Origin of the sequence: Janthinobacterium sp. SUN206, from assembly GCF_030587305.1 — a bacterium.
Taxonomy (GTDB): domain Bacteria; phylum Pseudomonadota; class Gammaproteobacteria; order Burkholderiales; family Burkholderiaceae_D; genus Janthinobacterium; species Janthinobacterium kumbetense.
Genome location: NZ_JAPWIB010000003.1, coordinates 493,637 through 512,774 on the forward strand (window position 1 = coordinate 493,637; position 19,138 = coordinate 512,774).

General features: G+C 62.2%; 15 protein-coding genes. 6 read left to right on the forward strand and 9 right to left on the reverse strand.

Going from position 1 to position 19,138, the window contains the following annotated elements; genetic code table 11:
- Positions 1-86 precede the first annotated feature (86 nt).
- Positions 87-1,559, forward strand: a complete 1,473-nt coding sequence (locus O3300_RS19150; RefSeq protein ID WP_305053827.1) for a PLP-dependent aminotransferase family protein — start codon at positions 87-89, stop codon at positions 1,557-1,559.
- Between the two features lie 10 nt (positions 1,560-1,569).
- Here O3300_RS19150 and O3300_RS19155 read toward each other — a convergent pair whose 3' ends face one another.
- From O3300_RS19155 to O3300_RS19190, 8 genes are all read right to left on the reverse strand, one after another.
- A complete protein-coding gene (locus O3300_RS19155) occupies positions 1,570-2,349 on the reverse strand; it encodes a spermidine synthase (RefSeq protein ID WP_099665751.1) in 780 nt (259 codons plus the stop codon).
- Positions 2,350-2,408: 59 nt separating this feature from the next.
- Positions 2,409-2,933 carry an FxDxF family PEP-CTERM protein gene (locus tag O3300_RS19160; protein WP_099665750.1) on the reverse strand — a complete coding sequence of 175 codons (525 nt, stop codon included), beginning with the start codon at positions 2,931-2,933 and terminating at the stop codon, positions 2,409-2,411.
- Positions 2,934-3,171: 238 nt separating this feature from the next.
- Positions 3,172-4,503, reverse strand: coding sequence for a PAS domain-containing sensor histidine kinase (locus tag O3300_RS19165; protein ID WP_369812303.1), 1,332 nt, complete (start codon positions 4,501-4,503; stop codon positions 3,172-3,174).
- Complete coding sequence (locus O3300_RS19170; protein ID WP_099665748.1) at positions 4,503-5,855, reverse strand: sigma-54 dependent transcriptional regulator; 1,353 nt, start codon at positions 5,853-5,855, stop codon at positions 4,503-4,505. Before O3300_RS19170 ends, O3300_RS19165 begins: the two co-directional genes overlap by 1 nt.
- Before the next feature lie 28 nt (positions 5,856-5,883).
- Positions 5,884-7,122, reverse strand: a complete 1,239-nt coding sequence (locus O3300_RS19175; RefSeq protein ID WP_099665747.1) for an ABC transporter permease — start codon at positions 7,120-7,122, stop codon at positions 5,884-5,886.
- A 28-nt stretch (positions 7,123-7,150) separates the two neighbouring features.
- Positions 7,151-8,473, reverse strand: coding sequence for an ABC transporter permease (locus tag O3300_RS19180; protein WP_099665746.1), 1,323 nt, complete (start codon positions 8,471-8,473; stop codon positions 7,151-7,153).
- An 8-nt stretch (positions 8,474-8,481) separates the two neighbouring features.
- Entirely contained in the window at positions 8,482-9,195 is a 714-nt protein-coding gene (locus O3300_RS19185; protein WP_099665745.1) for an ABC transporter ATP-binding protein, read from the reverse strand.
- Positions 9,196-9,219: 24 nt separating this feature from the next.
- Positions 9,220-10,485 (reverse strand): efflux RND transporter periplasmic adaptor subunit, encoded by a 1,266-nt coding sequence (locus O3300_RS19190; protein WP_305053829.1) that lies wholly within the window; start codon positions 10,483-10,485, stop codon positions 9,220-9,222.
- Positions 10,486-10,692: 207 nt separating this feature from the next.
- On the opposite strand from O3300_RS19190, the gene O3300_RS19195 reads away from it, so the two are divergent.
- A complete protein-coding gene (locus tag O3300_RS19195; protein WP_305053830.1) occupies positions 10,693-12,258 on the forward strand; it encodes a DNA mismatch repair protein MutS in 1,566 nt (521 codons plus the stop codon).
- Positions 12,259-12,267: 9 nt separating this feature from the next.
- Here O3300_RS19195 and O3300_RS19200 read toward each other — a convergent pair whose 3' ends face one another.
- Complete coding sequence (locus O3300_RS19200) at positions 12,268-14,193, reverse strand: phosphoethanolamine transferase (RefSeq protein ID WP_305053831.1); 1,926 nt, start codon at positions 14,191-14,193, stop codon at positions 12,268-12,270.
- Between the two features lie 425 nt (positions 14,194-14,618).
- On the opposite strand from O3300_RS19200, the gene rpsL reads away from it, so the two are divergent.
- The 4 genes from rpsL to tuf all read left to right on the forward strand — a co-directional run bounded on the left by rpsL (position 14,619) and on the right by tuf (position 19,102).
- Complete coding sequence (rpsL, locus tag O3300_RS19205; RefSeq protein ID WP_010394376.1) at positions 14,619-15,002, forward strand: 30S ribosomal protein S12; 384 nt, start codon at positions 14,619-14,621, stop codon at positions 15,000-15,002.
- 152 nt (positions 15,003-15,154) lie between these two features.
- Entirely contained in the window at positions 15,155-15,625 is a 471-nt protein-coding gene (gene rpsG, locus O3300_RS19210) for a 30S ribosomal protein S7 (RefSeq protein ID WP_010394377.1), read from the forward strand.
- Positions 15,626-15,733: 108 nt separating this feature from the next.
- Positions 15,734-17,839, forward strand: coding sequence for an elongation factor G (gene fusA, locus O3300_RS19215; RefSeq protein WP_077398827.1), 2,106 nt, complete (start codon positions 15,734-15,736; stop codon positions 17,837-17,839).
- A gap of 72 nt (positions 17,840-17,911) precedes the next feature.
- Complete coding sequence (gene tuf, locus O3300_RS19220; protein ID WP_077398776.1) at positions 17,912-19,102, forward strand: elongation factor Tu; 1,191 nt, start codon at positions 17,912-17,914, stop codon at positions 19,100-19,102.
- The last annotated feature ends 36 nt before the right edge of the window (positions 19,103-19,138 follow it).

Sequence of the window (19,138 nt, forward strand, 5' to 3'; positions counted from 1 at the left end):
GAAGCAGGCCGCACTATAATCGGCATCTGGCCCTGAAAAAAGATCCAGAACCGATAAATAATTTAGAGCCACAATGAAGGGGAAGCATGGACTTCGCTTTGCTGCTGAATGCGTTCGAGCGCACGCACTGCGGGCGGGGCTGGTCGCGCCAGCGCCTGCTGCATGAATGCCTGCGCGCGGCGATCCGCGGCGGCCAGCTGGCGCCCGGCACGCGGCTGGCCGCCACGCGCGTGCTGGCGGCCGAACTGGGACTGGCGCGCAATACCGTGCTGTACGCCTACGAGCAGCTGGCCAGCGAGGGATTTGTCTTGCCGGACCGGCGCGGCACCGTCGTCGCCGGCAGCACCGGTGTGCCTGCGGCCGCGCCTGCGGCAGGGGGCAACGGTGGCTTGTCCCGCCGCGCGCGGCATTTGCGCGGCGTGGCGGGACAGGATGTGAATGCGTCGGTAGTGTTTCCCGCCGACGCCATGGGCGCGTTTGCGCCTGGCGTACCGGCGCTCGATGAGTTTCCACTGGCGCAGTGGCGGCGCATGCTGGACCGCGCCTGGCGCGCGCTGACGCCGCGCCAGCTCAATTACGGCGACCCGGCCGGCGAGCCGTCGTTGCGCATGGCCATTGCCGAGCATTTGCGCGCCGCGCGCGGCGTCGTCTGCGATGCGGGCCAGGTGTTCATCACGGACGGCACGCAAAGCAGCCTCGATGTCTGCCTGCGCGCCTTTGCCGACCAGGGCGACACCTTGTGGATCGAGCATCCAGGCTATGGCGGCGCGCTGGCGGCGGGCCGTGGCGCGGGCTTGCAGGTGACCGGTATCGCGGTCGACATGGACGGCATCGCACCGACGGATGACGACTGGCGCGACACGCCGCCGCGCCTCATCTACACCACGCCGTCGCACCAGTATCCGACGGGCAGCGTGCTCAGTCCCGCGCGCCGCATGGCGCTGCTCGAACGCGCCCGCGCGGCCGGCGCCCTGATTATCGAAGACGATTACGACAGCGAGTTTCGCCATGGCGGCCCACCCCTGGCCGCGATGCATGGACTGGTGGCCGACGCGCCCGTCGTGTACCTGGGGACCTTCAGCAAGACCATGTTTCCCGCCTTGCGCATCGCCTTTGTCGTCGTGCCGGCCGCGCTGGCAGGGGCCTTCGCACAGATGCAGGCGCAGGGCGCCGCGCGGGGGAGGGTGGCGGAACAGCTGGCGCTGGCCGAGTTCCTGCGCAGCGGCCTGTTTGCGCGCCACGTGCGGCGCATGCGCCGGCTGTATCGCCAGCGCCGCGATGCCTTGAGCGAGGCGCTGCAGCGCCATGCGTGCGCGGGCGCATCCATCCATGGCGGCACGGCCGGCATGCACCTGGCGCTGCGTTTCCATGATCGCGCATGGGATGACCTGGCGCTGAGCCGCAGCGCCGCGCAGGACGGCATCGTGGCTCTGGCCCTGTCCGCGCATGGCACGGGAGATGCGGGGGGCTGGAACGGTTTCCTGCTCGGTTATGCCCAGGTGCCGGCCGAGAACATGGATGGCCTGGCGCGCCGCCTGGGTGGACTGCTGCCGGCGTGATGCAGCTACCTTATTGCTGGTCCTGCATCCACTGCTTTAGGCCGTTGACCCAGTTCTTGGCGGGCAGGTTGAACTGCTTCTTGATGGTGCCGGCGCGTTCGTATAAATCGCTGAAGTCGAGCGACGGCGATTTTTTGAAGGCCAGCACGACGATGTTTTCATCTTCCATTTCCGGTACCCAGACGACGGCGTCGAAAACCAGCTCCATCGCCTGCAGATTCTTGTCGTAGTTGGGGAAGTCGCCGAAGACATTCGTGCACATGATGCCGTCGTCCGTCAGGCAGTCGAAGCAAGCCTGGTAGAACTCGGGCGTGTCGAGCACGGGGCCGCGCGCGTCTTCGTCGTACAGGTCCACTTGCAGCGCATCGACGGTGCCGTGGTTGGCCGGATCAAGCACGAAGTCGAGCGCATTCATTTCGCGCACGTCGAGGCGCGCGTCGTTCGGCGGCAGCGCGAACTGGGCGCCGCAGATGGCGATCACGTTCGGATTGAGTTCGATGGCCGTGACCGTGGCGTCGGGGAAGCGGCGGTAGCTGAATTTGGTCAGCGCGGCGCTGCCCAGGCCCAGCTGCACGATGCGTTTGGGCTGCGTCTTGAACAGCATCCACATCATCATCATCTGCACGTATTCGAGCTCGATGGCGTCGGGTTTGTCCAGGCGCATGGCGCCCTGCACCCACTTGGTCCCCAGGTGCAGGTAGCGGATGCCGCGGTGTTCGGTGGTGGTGGCAGGCGGGTGGCCCGGGTGGCTGAAAGCGGTATGGCTGGTGGAGGTGAAGTCGGTCGTCATGGCGCCAGTTTAGCAGCCGGCTGAAAAAAAGACGCCGCAGCGTCTTTTTGGTGGGGAGCTCAAGATTGCTTGCGGCGTCGTGCCAGGAAGCCCAGTACGCCCAGGCCGGCCAGCAGCATGCCATAGGTTTCTGGTTCAGGAACGGGAGCCAGGTTCAGGTTGAAGGTGCCGCCATAGCTGCCGCCATTGCTGTTGCCCATCACGGTGAGGACCATCGGGCCGTTGAACAGCAGGTTGGTTGGCGCTAGCACTTCGCCCTGGGCATAGCCGAAGACGGTGGGTCCGCCAAAGCCCGTCAGGGCGATGCCGTTCAGGTTGGCACTGCTGAAGTTGATGGACGAAGCATCGCTGCCCGTGACCGACAGGTTGGCCAGGAAGGCTTGCGCGGTCGAACCGAACGTGGCGTCGGGCGTGAAGGTGAAGGTGTCGGTAAAGGCGCCGAGCGGATCGGGCGTGGCGTTGAAGCCGCCCGTCCACAGGTTGCCGGTGGTGTTGATCAGGTCCACGTTGTACGCTGTCGCCTGCGCTACGCCGATGGAAGCCGCGCTCAAGAGTGCTACTGCGATGAGTGATTTCAGTTTCATTTTTATCCCCGCGAAAAAACGATTAATGTTTCAAAAAAACCGTACCGCTCAGATAAATTATCGCCAGGACATTTCATTGTCAATGAGCTATTTTTATATCATTATGCAAACTTAAATAGCTTATTTCTAATACACGGGCATGGCGCTCGTTATGTTGCAATATTAAAAACTCTAATTGTCAATATAATACTGAAAAATAATTGCGCAGCATGTGATGGAAAAATCGTTGCGCCAGTAACTAATTTCTGTCCAGCAAGGGAAGAATTAGAGTTACCGCCAGGCCGCCGTCCTCGCGGTTGGCCAGCGTGATGCGCCCGCCATGGGCTTCGGCGATTTCGCGCGCCAGCGCCAGGCCAAGTCCCGTGCCGCTGCGCTTGGTGGAATAAAACGGCACCAGCGCGTTTTCCAGCACGGCGCCGCTCATGCCCGGGCCGCGGTCGCGCACTTCGATGCGCAACTGCCCTTGCGCCAGGCTGACGTGCAGGCCGATGTGCTCTTCCCGCGAGCCCGATTCCAGCGCATTCTTGAGCAGGTTGAGCAGTGCCTGCTGCATTTGCGCCGCATCGAACACGGCCGCCTGCGCGGGCGGCGGGCAGTCGAGCCTGAAGGCCGCCTGCGAGGCCAGGCCATCGAGGAAAGGCTGCCACTCGCACGGCGCAAGGCGCGGCGCGGGCATCTTGGCAAAGCGCGCATAGCCGAGGATGAAGGTTTCCAGGTGGCGCGTGCGCTCTTCGATGGTGGCGAGGATTTGCGGCAGGCGTTCCGTCTGGCCGCGGCGTACCAGTTCGGCACCGGAATGGGCCAGCGAGGCCAGCGGCGCCAGCGAGTTGTTGAGTTCATGGCTGATGACGCGGATGACTTTTTTCCAGGTCTGCACTTCCTGGCGGCGCAGTTCCAGTGTCAGCTGGCGCAACAGCAGCAGTTCGTGCTTGCGCCCGTTCAGGCTGAAGCTGCGCCGCGCCAGGTGATACACCTCTTCCTGTTCCCCCTCGCCGCTGGTAAACAGGCCGTCGTTGCGGCGCGCGAGCGCCTCGGCCAGGGCCGGTGCCGCCTGCTGCACGATGTCGGCCAGGTGATGCCCTTCGAGCCGGCGGCCATGGTGCAGCAGCTGGCGCGCGGCCAGGTTGGCGTAGACGATGGCGCTGCCCTCGGCCACCAGCAGCATGGCCACCGGCGTGTTTTGCACCATGGTGTCGAGCAGCAGTTCGCGCTGCACCAGGTCCAGGCGCTGCTTGCGCAGCACGTCGCCGAGCGCATTGTGGGCCGCCACCAGGTCGGCCAGTTCATCGTTTTGCGGCCAGCGCAAGCTGAAGCCGAAGTCGCCGTCCTGGTAGCTGGCGACCGTGCCGCTCAGGGCGCGAAACAGCGACAGCATCGCCTGCAGCTGCGCGCGGATGGTAATGACGGCGACCGGCAACACGCACAGCAGGGTACCTGCCAGCACCAGCAGCGGCTGGTCGGGTAAAAAATGCGCGAGCAGCAGGGCGATGACGATGCCCAGCACCAGCAAGGTAACGATCAGCGCCGTCCAGCGCGTGAGCAGGGAGAGGCGCATGGGGCGGTTTGCCATCAGCCGCGCGCGATGCCCAGGCGTTCCATGCGCCGGTACAGCGCCTGGCGCGACAGCCCCAGTTCCTGCGCCGCCTGCGCCACCACGCCTTGCGCGCGCGCCAGCGCCGCGGTGACGCTGTCGCGGTCTGGCTCCGTCGCGGCGCCATCCTGCGGCGCGCGCAGCGATGGCACGCCTGCCAGCGGCAAGCCCGTCTCCTGCGCGCGGATCACTGGACCTGCCGTCAGCAGGCTGGCGCGCTGCATGACGTTTTTCAGTTCGCGCACATTGCCCGGCCAGCCATGGGCCAGCAGGGTCGCCTGCGCCTGCGCATCGAGCGTTTTCTCGCTGCCCAGGAAATGCCGCGCCAGTACCAGGATGTCAAGCGGGCGCTGGGCCAGCGGCGGCAGGCGCAGTTCGATCACGTTCAGGCGGTAAAACAGGTCTTCGCGGAACGTGCCGGCCTTGATCATCGCCGGCAGGTCGGCGTTACTGGCGCTGATGACGCGCACTTTCACCTGCCGCTCGCGGTTCGAACCGAGGCGCTCGAAGCGTCCCGTTTCCAGCACGCGCAGCAGCTTCATTTGCCCGGCCAGCGGCAGGTTGCCTATCTCGTCGAGGAACAGCGTGCCGCCGTCGGCCGCATCGAACTTGCCGTCGCGCGCGCGGGTGATGCCCGTGTACGCGCCGGCCTCGGCACCGAACAGTTCCGCCTCGATCAGGTCCACCGGCACGGCACCGCAATTGAGCACCACGAAAGGACCGCTGGCGACCTGGGAATTGGCTTGCACGATGGCGGCGATGCGTTCCTTGCCGCTGCCGTTCGGCCCCGAAATGAGCACGGGCACGTCGGCGCGCGCCACCTGGCACGCCAGGTGCACCACGCGTTCGGTGGCCGGGTCTTGCCACACCATGCCGCGCAAGTCGAAGTCGTGTTCCAGCGCGTGGCGCTGGCGCTGCTCGGCCACCACGCGCTGGCGCAGCGCGCGGTTGGCTTGTCCCAGCTCCAGCAGGTTTTGCACGCTGGCGATCAGGCGCCGGTCGTCCCATGGCTTGGCCAGGTAGTCGGCCGCGCCGGACTTGATCAGGTCGACGGCCGCGTCGAGCTGCGTCCAGGCTGTCAGCAGGACCACGGGCAGGTCCGGGTAGCGCGCGCGGATGGCGTGGAACAGCGCGCTGCCTTCCTCGCCCGAGGTGGTGTCGGCCGTGAAGTTCATGTCCTGCACCACCAGGTCGATGGCGTGGCGCTCGAGCAGCTGCAGGCCTTCCTCGGGCGAGGCGGCGCGCACGGCGTCGATCTCGTGCAGGGAGAACAGCACGTCGAGCGCGATGGCCACGGCGGCATTGTCGTCAATAATCAGTACGGTAGGCATGCGCGCAGCATATCACTCAGGTGCCGGCTCAGGTACTGCGGGTGGCAGTGGCCGGCGAAATACTGGCCGCGCGCCATGCCGGACCGTACACGGCGCCCACGCCCAGCAGCCAGAACACCAGCGCACCGGCCAGCAGATAGCCGGGCGGCAGGCGCGCCATTTCCAGCTGGCTTACCAGCAGCTGGTTCAAGCCCAATGCCAGCAGCACGCCGCATGCCACGCCGACGCTGGTGATCATGAAATTCTCGGTCAGGAAATAGCGCAGGATGTCGATGCGGCGCGCGCCGAGCGCGCGCCGCACGCCGATCTGCTTGCGCCGCTGCGAGACCCACAGGCTGGCGATGCCGACGATGCCGCTGGCCGTCACCAGCAGCAGCAGGGTGCTGACGGCGATGAGCATCCAGGACAAGCCCCGGTCGGCCAGATAACGTGCTTTGCGGTGCTGTTCCAGGGTATCCGTGCGCACCAGCAGGCGCTCGCTGCTGGACTTGCGGATCGCTTGTTCCGCCTCTTTCATCAGGCGGTCGCGCTGGCCTGGTTCTGCCCGCACGGCAAATAGCAGCGAATCGCGCCCGCCCGTCAGGCGCGCCGGCAGGATGATCGAATACTCGCCCTGGGCGCCGACCTGGCCGACCTGGGTCTGCAGCCGTTCCACCACGCCGATCACGCGCATCTCGTCATCGTTGTCGCCGGTGCCATTGAACAGGGGTTTGCCGACAAAGCTGGTTTCGCCGGGCCAGATCTTTTGCGCCGCGGCGCGCGTCACGATCACCACCTTGGGGAAGCTTTCATCGACGTCTTCATTGATTTCCGGGACCTCGTCGGCATGGAAATCGCGCCCTTCCACCAGCTTCAATCCATATGTCTTGACCAGCGAATCGGGCGTGACGTACATCGAGGTGCTGGCGCTGGCCGCGGCCTGTCCGCGTTTGGCCGCGACGTTGGTGCTGCTGCCGGAGCGCGACAGAACCGCCTGCGTGGTTTGCGCCACGGAGACCACGCCCGGCAGGGCGCGCAGTATCGCGGCCTGGCGCTTCTGCTCGGCTATCTGGCGTTGCGGGCTGCCTTTGTCCATGCTCTGGACTTTGACATAGAAGATGTCGTTTTCGGCTACCACGCCGGTGGGACGGGCGGCGATGGCCTGGCGCAGGTTGACGATGTACAAGGCGTTGGCCAGGATGGCGAGGCTGATGGCGACTTGCACGGCGACGAGCACGGCGCCGGTCTTGTTGCGCATCAGCGCCGACAGGATGGGGCGGATTTCCATGTTGGGCCTCATTGTGAAAAGGTGGGTGTCATTGGGATTTGAGCTGCATGGCCGGCGTGACCTGGCAGGCGCGCCAGGTGGGCAACAGCCCTGCGAGCAAGGCCGCCAGTACGGAAACGGCAAACGTCAGCAGTAGCATCGGGACATCCAGGTGCGCCACGGTGCCCAGCTCTTTCGACTGCGAACTCACCACGGCCAGGGCGGCATAGGCCAGCAACAGGCCCAGCACGCCGCCGGCCAGCCCGATGACGCCTGTCTCAATGAGGAACTGGCGGAAGATGTCGCGCTGCGTGGCGCCCAGCGCACGGCGGATGCCGACTTCCGCCGCCCGCACGGAGAACTTGGCCAGCAGCAGGCCGATGGTGTTGACCAGGCAGAGCAGCAGGAAGCCGAAGGCCAGCCAGGTGGCCAGCTTGTTGTCGTTGTCGACAACGTTCAGGAAATCGAGCCACTGCCTGACGTCGTACAGCATGTTGGGAGCATGGCGCGGCATGCGGCCCAGCTTGCGCTGTTCGGCCGCATAGCTGTCGAGATAAGCCTGCAGGTCGCTGCGTTCGCCGGCGCTGGCCATTTCGAACCAGAATTGCAGCCAGGTGCAGTCCGATGCCAGGATGCCCTGGTAACCGGGGCTGCGCTCGACGCCGCTGCAGGCCATGCCGCCGTCATGCCCCGTTTCGTGGCGAATGGCGCTGGCAAACGGAATGAAGAATTCATCCTCCGTGCCGAAAGCACCCTTGCTGCCGATGATGCGGTGCACGCGCGGCACGGGGTCCCACTGAGCGAGCACGCCGCTGACCAGATAGGGACGTCCCAGCACCGTCACGCGCTGGCCCACGGGATTGACTGTGCCCAGCAGCTTTTCCGCCAGGGCGCGGCTCAGGACGATGACGTCGGCGCCGCTGTCGTCGTCGGCTTCGCTCCATGGCTGGCCATACAGGAAGGGCACTTCAAACATGGCAAAGAAATCGCGTGTGGGAGCCAGGCCCTGGGCCCGGAAGGCGCCGAGGTCCCTGCGCGCCGGTTCCACGGGGCCGGCCACGCCGTACATGACGCTGCGGCGGATGCCTATCTTGCTGGCCATGAAGTTCTTCGCATCGGTATAGGCGAGTTGTGCCTGGCCGAAGCTGGGCTTGGTGCCCGGCGTATAGCCTTTCAAGGGAACTACGTCGATCATCGGCACGAACATGCGGTCGCTCTTGTGCGGCAAGGGGTCGCCCGACATGGCGTGCAGGATGGTCACGGTGGCCACGCTGGCGGCCACGCCGACAGCCAGGGTCAGCACCATCAATGCCGTCAGGGCGGGATTGCGGCGCAGGTTGCGCAGGCCCAGCTTGAAATAGTAGTGGAACATGGCGGCTCCTAGGCGGTCGCGTGCTGTGGCCTGGCCGACAGCGTGGCGCCATGCTGCACCAGGTCCGACACCTGGCCGTCGATGATGTGCACGTTGCGTTGCGAACGCAGCGCCAGTTCCGGATCGTGCGTCACCATCAGGATGGTCGTGCCTTGCGCGTTGATGTCCTCCAGCAGTTCCATCACGCCGCGCGCCATCTGCGTGTCCAGGTTGCCCGTCGGTTCATCGGCCAGCAGCAGTTTCGGCGAGCCGGCCAGCGCGCGTGCGATCGCCACGCGTTGTTGCTGCCCGCCCGACAGTTCGGCCGGATAATGCTTCATGCGCGAGGCCAGTCCCACCTTGGCCAGCGCATCCTCGATGCGTTCGCGGCGCTCGGCGCTGTTGAAGCCCCGGTAGCGCAGCGGCACGTCGACGTTGTCGAACAGCGACAGGTCGGGAATCAGGTTGAAACCCTGGAAGATGAAGCCCAGTTTTTCATTGCGCAGGCGCGAGCGGGCATTATCGTCCATGCCCTTGACGTTGACGCCGTCGAGGATGTATTCGCCATCGGTGAATTCCTCGAGCAGCCCGGCGATGTTCAGGAAGCTTGTCTTGCCGGAGCCGGATGGTCCCGTGACGGTGACGAATTCGCCCTGGCGAACGTGGATCTCGAAGCCGCGCAGCGCGTGCGTTTCGATCATGTGGGTGCGGTAGATCTTGCTCAGGTTTTGCATGCGCAGCATGGGAAGCCTCCTTGTTGACTGAAATTAATTGAGTGCGACGCGGGCCGCGTTCGCGAAATTTTCCGTACCGGCGACCACCACCTTGTCGCCCAGCTTCAGGCCCCCCAGAATCTCGACGGCCGAGATGCTGGTGGCGCCCAGCTTGATGGGCGTGCGCACGGCCACGCCATCGCGCACCACGTAGGCAAAGCGTCCGCCTTCGGCTTCGACGAAGGACCCGCGCGCCAGCATCAGCACATTGGGCCGCTCGTCGATCAACAGGCGTGCCGAGACGCGCTGGTTCTGGCGCAGGCCGGCCGGCTGTTCGCCGTTGAAGCGCACGCGCGCCAGCACCTGGTTCTTGACCACTTCGGGCGACAGCGCCGACAGCTTGCCGGAGGCGCGGATGGCGCCCGTTTCGATCTCGGCGCTCATGCCCAGGCCGATGTCGGCCACATACGTTTCCGGTACTTCCAGCTCCACTTCCAGCTGCGACAGGTCGACCAGGGTCATCAGGGCCGTGTTGGCCTGCACCACGCTGCGGTTGGCCACCGACAGCGTGCCGATGAAGCCATTGACGGGCGCGCGCACGGTCAGCTCGTCGACCCTGCGCTGGGCGTTGTCGCGGCTCAGGCGCTGGCGTTCCAGTTCGTTGACCCGGGTCTTCAGCGCCAGGGTCACGTCCTCGCCTTCCAGGCCCGCCGCCTGCGAAGCGTGCTTGCTGCGGATCTCGGCGGAATTCAAGGCATCCTTGGCCTTCTGGTAATCGATCTTGGCGATGATGCCCACCTGCGCCACGCTTTCATAGCGCTCCAGCGTGCGCTGGGCGGACAGGCGCTCGATTTCCGCCGTGTCCGCTTCGCGCCGGGCCAGCAGTTTCTGTTTCTTGGCCAGGATCTGCTGGCGCGCCACTTCCGCTTCCAGCTGCTGCACGCTCGACTGCTCGCGTTTCAGCGCGTCCGACAGGTCGGGCGACTCCAGCACGGCCAGGATGTCGCCCTTCTTGACGGTGTCGCCGGCCTTCGCTTTCAGCGTGACGGTGGCCACCGTGGTCGAGTACAGGGTCGGGCTGATGGCGGCGACCACGCGTCCGTTCACGGCGGCGTCGCGGATCAGGGTACCGCGCGTGACGTCGGCGATGCGCAGGCGGTCGGCATTGACGGAATGTTCGCTGTTGCGCCAGCCCGCAACGGCAGCGATGGCGGCGCCGATGACGACGGCGACGCCGGCCAGCAGCAGGGCGCGTTGCTTGTGGCGCTGGCCCGGCGGGGCGGACAGGACGGCGTCTTGGGAGGAAGTATCGCGGATCATGGTCAGGTCTCGTGAAGGATACCTTTCTCAATGCACGATCCGTGCCAGTTGTTAAGTCGTTGATTTGAATGGGGAAAATATTTGGCGTCCGGCTGTCCGCCGTGTCCGCGTTGTCCAGCATGTCCGTCCGCGCAGGTTGCACTTGATAAATTGGCAATCGCCTGCATCTGCGGGAACATACCTTTCATAGACTCCTCCACAGGCGCCATGCATCCGTTCCTCCAGCAACTTTTCCCTGCCCGTGTCTTCGCGCCGGCGCTCGATTATCCTTTTGCGCGCAGCGACGTGGCAATGCTGCAGCGGCTGGCGGGCGAGGCGCCAGCGCTGGATGAGCAGACCTGGAACGAGCTGCTGCTCGACCAGTATGCGGCGCAGTTGGCGCGCGAGACCAGTATCTTCGGCCAGCAGGAGCTGCACCGGCGTCTGAGCGGCGGCCAGGCTGATCCTGCCTCCATTGCGCGCGTCCGGCGATTGCTGGACGATCCGGCCCAGGCGGCCAGCCTGCAGCGCGCCTGCCTGCCCTTGCGTCAGGCTGATAAGGAAGTGTGCGCAACCCTGTTTGGTGCGGCGCTGGCGCCGGCGCCCTGGTGGCGCGCCTGGCTCTGGCTGGTGCCGCTGGCCTTGTTGCTGGCCATCGCCGCTACCTGGCTGATGGGGTGGCCGGCCCTGTTCGGCGTGGTGGCCGCCTGTGTGGCGCTGATGACCGTGCAGGCGCGTTTTTACGAAAGCGCCAAGGCGTGGGAGCGCACGCTCGATACCTTGCGGTACCTGCTGAAAACCCGTGCCGCGCTGGCGCGGCTCGATGTGCCGGCAGCCTTGCCATTGGCTGCGGAGGGCGCGCAGGCGGCAAAACTGACGCGCGCCATCGAGCGTTCGCTGCTGCATTACGTGCCCTTCATCGATACGGTACTGGTCGAATATGGCGACTGGCTCCTGCTGAAAAACGTCAAGCGCTATTTCCGCACGCGCCAGCTGCTGGCGCAGCAGCTGCCCTTTTTGCGCGACAGCTTTACCCAGGTGGCCCAGCTGGAAGCAGACCTGGCCCTGGCGCGCCACGTGCGCGGCCGCGCGCAGTTTTGCTGGGCGCAGGAAAGCGATGCGCGGCAGTTATCGCTCGATGCCATGGTGCATCCGCTGCTGGACGGCGCCAAGCCCCTGTCGCTGCGGCTCGATGGCCGCGGTGCCTTCATTTCGGGGCAGAATGCGGTGGGAAAAAGTACTTTGTTGCGCGGCGTGGGGCTCAATCTGATCAGTGCGCGCTCCTTCGGCTTTTGCTATGCGCAGGCGGCCCGGGTGCCCCTGCTGCCCCTGTATTCGAGCATGCAGAATGAAGACTCGCTCGATGGCGGCGAAAGTTTGTATATCGCCGAATTGCGGCGCGCGCGCGAATTGCTGGCGCTGGCCAGGGAGGGGGCGCCGGCACTGTTCCTGATCGATGAAATCTTCCGCGGCACGAACCACCTCGAGTCGGTGGCGGCCGCCGCCGCCGTGCTGCACAGCCTGGCGGCGCAGCACCTGGTGATCGTCTCGTCGCACAACCTCGTGCTGGGACCGCTGCTGGAAGACTGCCTGGCGCCGTGGTGCGTGCGCCGTGATGATGCCGGCGCGCTGTTGCTGGCGCCGGGCGTGCTGCAGGCCACGAATGGTATCGCCCTGCTGGCGCAGCGTGGTTTTGACGCCGGCATCGCGGACAAGGCCGGGCGCGTCTTCGACTGGCTCAGCACGCACATGGCGCAGCCGGCCGATTGCGGCGGCGTCCTCGAACGGGCCTGATGGCCGCACTTACTTTTCCTGTTTCTCCGGCGTGCTCTTGTCGATCACTTCGCGGCAATCGCCGCGGATGATGGCGTTGTCGTAGTTGGTCCAGCCATAGCTGTCGACGTAGCGCTTGTGCTGTTTGAAGTGGGGGCTGGCGATGCTCCATTCGGGTTGTTCGCCGGCAAAACGGATGTCGCCTAGGTCGAGCAGGGTGTGGAACATGTTTTCCGTCGACAGGCGCGCCTTTTGATGGCGCCGCAGCTGCGTCACCTTGTCCGGATAATGCTGCTGGAATTGCGGCGAATACCAGACGAAGGCGGGCACGTGGAATTCGAACTGCGTGTTGTGGCCATGGAAGGCCAGGCGGCAGGTGCCGTCGTACAGGGTCTGGCCGTGATCGGCCACGTAGACGAGAGAACTGCGCAAGGCCGTGCGCTGGCCATCGTCCTTCAGCATGCCGATCACGTTCGACAGGAACCAGTCCGTGTACAGGATGGAGCTGTCGTAGCTGTTGTTCAGCTGCGGCTTGATGGCCGTGTCCGTGTAGACGGGCTTGTCGACGCCGAACAGCGACGGCTGCCACTTGTCGAATTGCTTGGGATAGCGTTGGCTGTAGTTCCAGTGGCTGCCCAGCGTGTGCAGCACGATGAGTTTTTTCGGCGCCGGGTCGGCCAGCGCGTTCTTGAACGGATCGAACAGGATCTGGTCGAAGTTCGAATTGTTGGTAAAGCCGCCCAGGTTCAGAAATTGCACCACGTCCGCTTCCTTGGCAAACACGGACACGGGCGTGTCGAACTGGCCGAACGAGATCTGGTTCGACAGCCAGTACGTCTTGAAGCCCGCTTCCTTGTAGGCGGTGAGGAAGGATTTTTCCGAGAAGCCATCCTTGAGGCTTTGCGTGGCCGGCTTGCGCGAGATGATGACGGGCACGGACAGGCGCGTGGCGGAAACGGCCGTGATGACGTCGGCCAGCGGCACCAGGTTGCTTTCCTGTTTCAGCAGGGGATTCGTGTCGCGCTCATAGCCGTTCAGGCTCCAGCGGTCGTAGCGCGACGATTCGCCGATCACCATGACCACCACTTCCGGATGGGGATCGGGCTGTTGCTGGTGCGCGCCGAAACGGAAGCTGCTGCTTTTCTGTCCCAGTTCGGCCAGGTATTTGCGTTCCTTGTAGAAATCGAAGCCGCGCGCGGCCAGGCCGAAGGGCCAGGAATTGCTGACGGTGTCGAAGGCGTAGGGCAGGCGCGCCCAGTGAGGCAGGCTGGGCCAACCCAGGCCCGTCTCGTCGGCGCCGGCGATGCTGGCGTTCTCCGGCTTGCTGCTTTCCTCGTCTTCCTCGGCCGTTTCGTCATCGGCCGAGCTGGCGTCGCCGAAGCCGGAGGCGCCCGCCTTGCCGCTGGCCGCCGAGTTGCCGGCCTTGGCCGATGCTGGGGCGCTGTGCAGGACTTTGGCGTCGAAACCGAATTCGTAGCCATACCACCAGAAGCCGCCCAGCAGGAGCAACAGCACGAAGGCGGCCGGGCGCGTCTTGCCGCGCCAGTCGAGGTCGCGCGTGCGCGCGGCCGCAAACCAACTGGCAGCGCACCAGGCGATCACGCTCAGCATGACGGCGCCCATCAGCCATACTTTTTGCCCGAGGAATTCCATCGCTTCCTTGGGGCTGGTTTCGAAGATGATACCCAGGTGGTGCGTGGAAATGCCCTGGCCATAGAAGATGAACAGGTAGATTTCCGTCGGCAGGGCCAGGAAGGCGGGCACCAGCAGCCAGTGGAAATATGCGGGGCGCTTGAACACGCTCCAGACGGCCAGCCAGGCCAGCAGTTCGAACGTGAGCATCTGCCAGGGATGCTCGGGCGCACGTCCCAGCAGCGCGGGGATGAAGGGCACGGCCGTCAGCAAGGCGTAGGTCAGCAGCAGGAACAGATTGGCGGGGCGAAGCAAGGGGCGCATAAAGGAGGGCAGCGAAAAATGTCCGCTATTATCAATCCTTTTGTTGTCTTGCGGTCATACAAGAATGTGTGGCCCCGATGCTTGGTTGTAGAGAAAGAATGCCAAATCATCAAGCGCTGCGAGGTGCCGGCGCCCGCGTGCCGCCCCCAAAGATTAGTCAAAATGCCACAAAAGTGCTGCTTTTTTGCCTTTTTTTATAGCAAAAAGCGGTAAACTGATTGACCCCCTGTAACACAAGGTCTAAACTAGCGAGTTCTCGATTTTATTCTGCTCATCGTTTACGTATTGCTTGGCATTTCATGGCCGCTCCTTATCGAGTGGCTGCGGGCGCCTCCGGTGCGCAGGAGATGAAAGCGGGACGAGGTTTTAGTCGCCGGGCATCTTGTCCGGGTTATTAATCGTAGTTTTTTGTTGGATTTATAACGATGCCAACCATCAATCAATTGATTCGCAATCCACGCGTCGCTTTGACCGTGAAGAGCAAATCGCCGGCGCTGGAAAACAGCCCGCAAAAACGTGGCGTCTGCACACGTGTTTACACCACGACTCCAAAGAAGCCTAACTCGGCTCTGCGTAAAGTCGCTAAAGTTCGTCTGACCAATGGTTTCGAAGTCATTTCGTACATTGGCGGTGAAGGCCATAACCTGCAAGAGCATAGTGTTGTGCTGTTGCGCGGCGGTCGCGTTAAGGATTTGCCGGGTGTGCGTTACCACATGGTTCGCGGTGCCCTGGATACCCAAGGCGTTAAAGACCGTAAGCAATCGCGTTCGAAGTACGGTACCAAGCGCGCTAAAGCAGGCAAGAAGTAATAGGTTGTACGCAGCAAACCCAAGTTTCGCTCAGTGGCAACTAGCTAAGTGAATGTAGTCGACCGCATCTGGTCGAGTAAGTGGAGGACTATGATGGTCGTCCGCGAGTGTGCGAAGAACGCGCGCTCAACTGAAGATTGAAAGGAATTGATATGCCACGTCGTCGTGAAGTACCCAAGCGCGAAATTTTGCCAGATCCAAAATTCGGCAACACTGATGTCGCTAAATTTGTAAACGTGCTGATGCTGTCCGGTAAGAAATCGGTTGCAGAAAACATCATCTACGGTGCTTTCGAGCACATCGCAGCAAAATCGGGTAAAGATCCACTCGAAGTTTTTGCTACCGCAATCAACAACGCCAAGCCGTTGGTTGAGGTGAAATCCCGTCGCGTCGGTGGTGCAAACTACCAGGTGCCGGTCGAAGTTCGCCCAGTCCGTCGTATGGCTCTGTCCATGCGTTGGTTGCGTGAAGCTGCTAACAAGCGCAGCGAAAAATCGATGCCACAACGCCTCGGCGGTGAGCTGATGGAAGCGGCTGAAAGCCGCGGCGGCGCGATGAAAAAACGCGACGAAGTCCATCGTATGGCTGAAGCGAACAAAGCGTTCTCGCATTTCCGCTTCTAATATAAAGCCAGCTACCGCAAGGCGGCTGTCAAGCATCTGTTGTTCGAGGCCGGGCTCATTTTTGCAAAAAAATGCTGCTCGGTTTTGTCCATTCATTTAGGATTAATTATGGCCCGCAAGACCCCCATTGAGCGCTATCGTAATATCGGTATCTCCGCTCACATCGATGCAGGTAAGACGACCACGACCGAGCGCGTCCTGTTCTACACAGGCGTGAACCACAAGCTGGGCGAAGTCCATGATGGCGCTGCCACCACCGACTGGATGGCACAAGAGCAAGAGCGCGGTATCACGATTACCTCGGCTGCTGTTACGTGCTTCTGGAAAGGCATGGCTAACAACTTCCCAGCTCACCACATCAACATCATCGACACCCCAGGCCACGTTGACTTCACCATTGAAGTGGAACGTTCGATGCGCGTGTTGGATGGCGCCTGCATGGTTTACTGTGCAGTCGGCGGCGTGCAGCCACAATCGGAAACGGTATGGCGTCAGGCTAACAAGTACAAAGTGCCACGTCTGGCCTTCGTGAACAAGATGGACCGTACCGGCGCCAACTTCTTCAAGGTCTACGATCAGATGCGTTCGCGTCTGAAAGCCAACCCAGTACCTATTCAGATGCCTATCGGCGCTGAAGACGTCTTCACCGGTGTTATCGATCTGGTCAAGATGAAAGCGGTTATCTGGGACGACGCTTCGCAAGGCATGAAGTTTGAATACGAAGACATCCCTGCACACCTGGCCGCTGATGCTGCCAAGTGGCGCGAGAACATGGTTGAAGCCGCTGCTGAAGCGTCGGAAGACCTGATGAACAAGTACCTGGAAGAAGGCGACCTGTCGGAAGCCGAGATCAAGGCTGCTCTGCGTCAACGTACCATCGCCAGCGAAATCGTTCCAATGCTGTGCGGTACCGCCTTTAAAAACAAGGGCGTACAAGCCATGTTGGACGCGGTCATCGAGTACCTGCCATCGCCAATCGACATTCCGCCAGTACCTGGTCTGGATGAAGATGAACAGCCTGTCGAGCGTAAAGCTGACGACGACGAGAAATTCTCGGCGCTGGCGTTCAAGATCGCAACCGATCCGTTCGTGGGTCAGCTGTGCTTCATCCGTTGCTACTCGGGTACCCTGAATTCGGGCGACTCGGTGTTGAACTCCGTGAAGCAGAAGAAAGAGCGTATCGGCCGTATCGTGCAGATGCAAGCGAACGAACGCGAAGAAATCAAGGAAATGCGCGCTGGCGACATCGCCGCCGTTGTGGGTCTGAAAGACACCACCACTGGCGATACGCTTTGCGACGACAAGGCAAGCGTGGTTCTGGAGCGCATGGTCTTCCCTGAGCCAGTGATTTCGCAAGCGGTTGAGCCAAAAACCAAGGCCGACCAGGAAAAAATGGGCTTGGCGCTGAACCGTCTGGCAGCAGAAGATCCATCGTTCCGCGTGCGTACCGATGAAGAATCGGGCCAGACCATCATCGCCGGTATGGGCGAGTTGCATCTGGACATCATCGTTGACCGCATGAAGCGTGAATTCAACGTTGAAGCCACCGTCGGCAAGCCACAAGTGGCTTACCGCGAAACGATCCGTAAAGTGTGCGAAGAGTCGGAAGGCAAATTCGTCAAGCAATCGGGTGGTCGTGGTCAATACGGTCACGTGGTTCTGAAGATCGAACCGCAAGAACCGGGCAAGGGCTTTGAATTCGTTGACGCGATCAAGGGCGGTACCGTTCCTCGCGAATACATCCCTGCAGTTGAAAAAGGTGTGCGCGACACGCTGACTTCGGGCGTGATGGCTGGCTACCCAGTCGTTGACGTGAAAGTCACGCTGTTCTTCGGTTCGTACCATGATGTTGACTCGAACGAAAATGCATTCCGCATGGCCGCTTCGATGGCATTCAAAGATGGCTGCCGCAAAGCATCGCCAGTCATCCTGGAGCCGATGATGGCCGTGGAAGTGGAAACGCCGGAAGACTACGCCGGTACCGTGATGGGCGATCTGTCGTCGCGTCGCGGCATGGTGCAAGGTATGGATGAAATTGCTGGCGGTGGCGGCAAGATCATCAAGGCCGAAGTGCCTCTGTCGGAAATGTTCGGCTACGCTACGTCGTTGCGTTCGTCGACCCAAGGTCGTGCGACTTACACGATGGAATTCAAGCACTATGCTGAAGCACCTAAGCATGTGACTGAAGCAATCGTAAGCTCGAAAGCTAAGTAATAGAAGTTCCGGGCCGGCTTTCACGAGAATGCCGGTCCCTACATTTAAATCATTGTTCTAAGGAAGAATAAAATGGCAAAAGGTAAATTCGAACGGACCAAGCCGCACGTCAACGTCGGCACCATCGGCCACGTCGACCACGGTAAAACCACGCTGACCGCTGCAATCGCAACGGTTCTGTCGAAGAAATTCGGCGGCGAAGCTAAAGCATACGACCAGATCGATGCAGCTCCAGAAGAAAAAGCGCGCGGTATCACGATTAACACCGCCCACGTCGAGTACGAAACGGAAACGCGTCACTACGCGCACGTTGACTGCCCAGGCCACGCCGATTACATCAAAAACATGATTACCGGTGCTGCCCAGATGGACGGCGCGATCCTGGTGTGCTCCGCAGCTGACGGCCCAATGCCACAGACCCGCGAACACATCCTGCTGGCCCGCCAAGTTGGCGTTCCATACATCATCGTGTTCCTGAACAAGTGCGACCTGGTCGACGACGCAGAGCTGCTGGAACTGGTTGAAATGGAAGTGCGCGAGCTGTTGTCGAAGTACGAATTCCCAGGCGACGACCTGCCAATCATCAAAGGTTCGGCACGTATGGCGCTGGAAGGCAAAGAAGGCGAAATGGGCGTTGACGCAGTGCTGCGTCTGGCCGATGCGCTGGATGCTTACATCCCAACGCCAGAGCGCGCTGTTGACGGCGCCTTCCTGATGCCAGTAGAAGACGTGTTCTCGATCTCGGGTCGCGGTACCGTTGTGACCGGTCGTATCGAGCGCGGCATTGTTAAAGTCGGCGAAGAGATCGAAATCGTTGGTATCACCGATACCGTCAAAACGACTTGCACCGGCGTGGAAATGTTCCGCAAACTGCTGGACCAAGGTCAAGCAGGCGACAACGTTGGTCTGTTGCTGCGCGGCACCAAGCGTGAAGACGTGCAACGTGGTCAAGTTCTGGCAAAACCAGGCTCGATCAAGCCGCATGCTCACTTCACCGGCGAGATCTATGTTCTGTCGAAAGACGAAGGCGGCCGTCATACGCCATTCTTCAACAACTATCGTCCACAGTTCTACTTCCGTACGACGGACGTAACCGGTTCGATCGAGTTGCCAGCAGACAAAGAAATGGTCATGCCAGGCGATAACGTGTCGATCACCGTCAAGCTGATCAACCCGATCGCGATGGAAGAAGGTCTGCGCTTCGCTATCCGCGAAGGCGGCCGTACCGTCGGCGCCGGCGTGGTTGCCAAAATCATCGCTTAATTATTAAGCGAATAGAAAAGAAGACGCGTCGTCGCC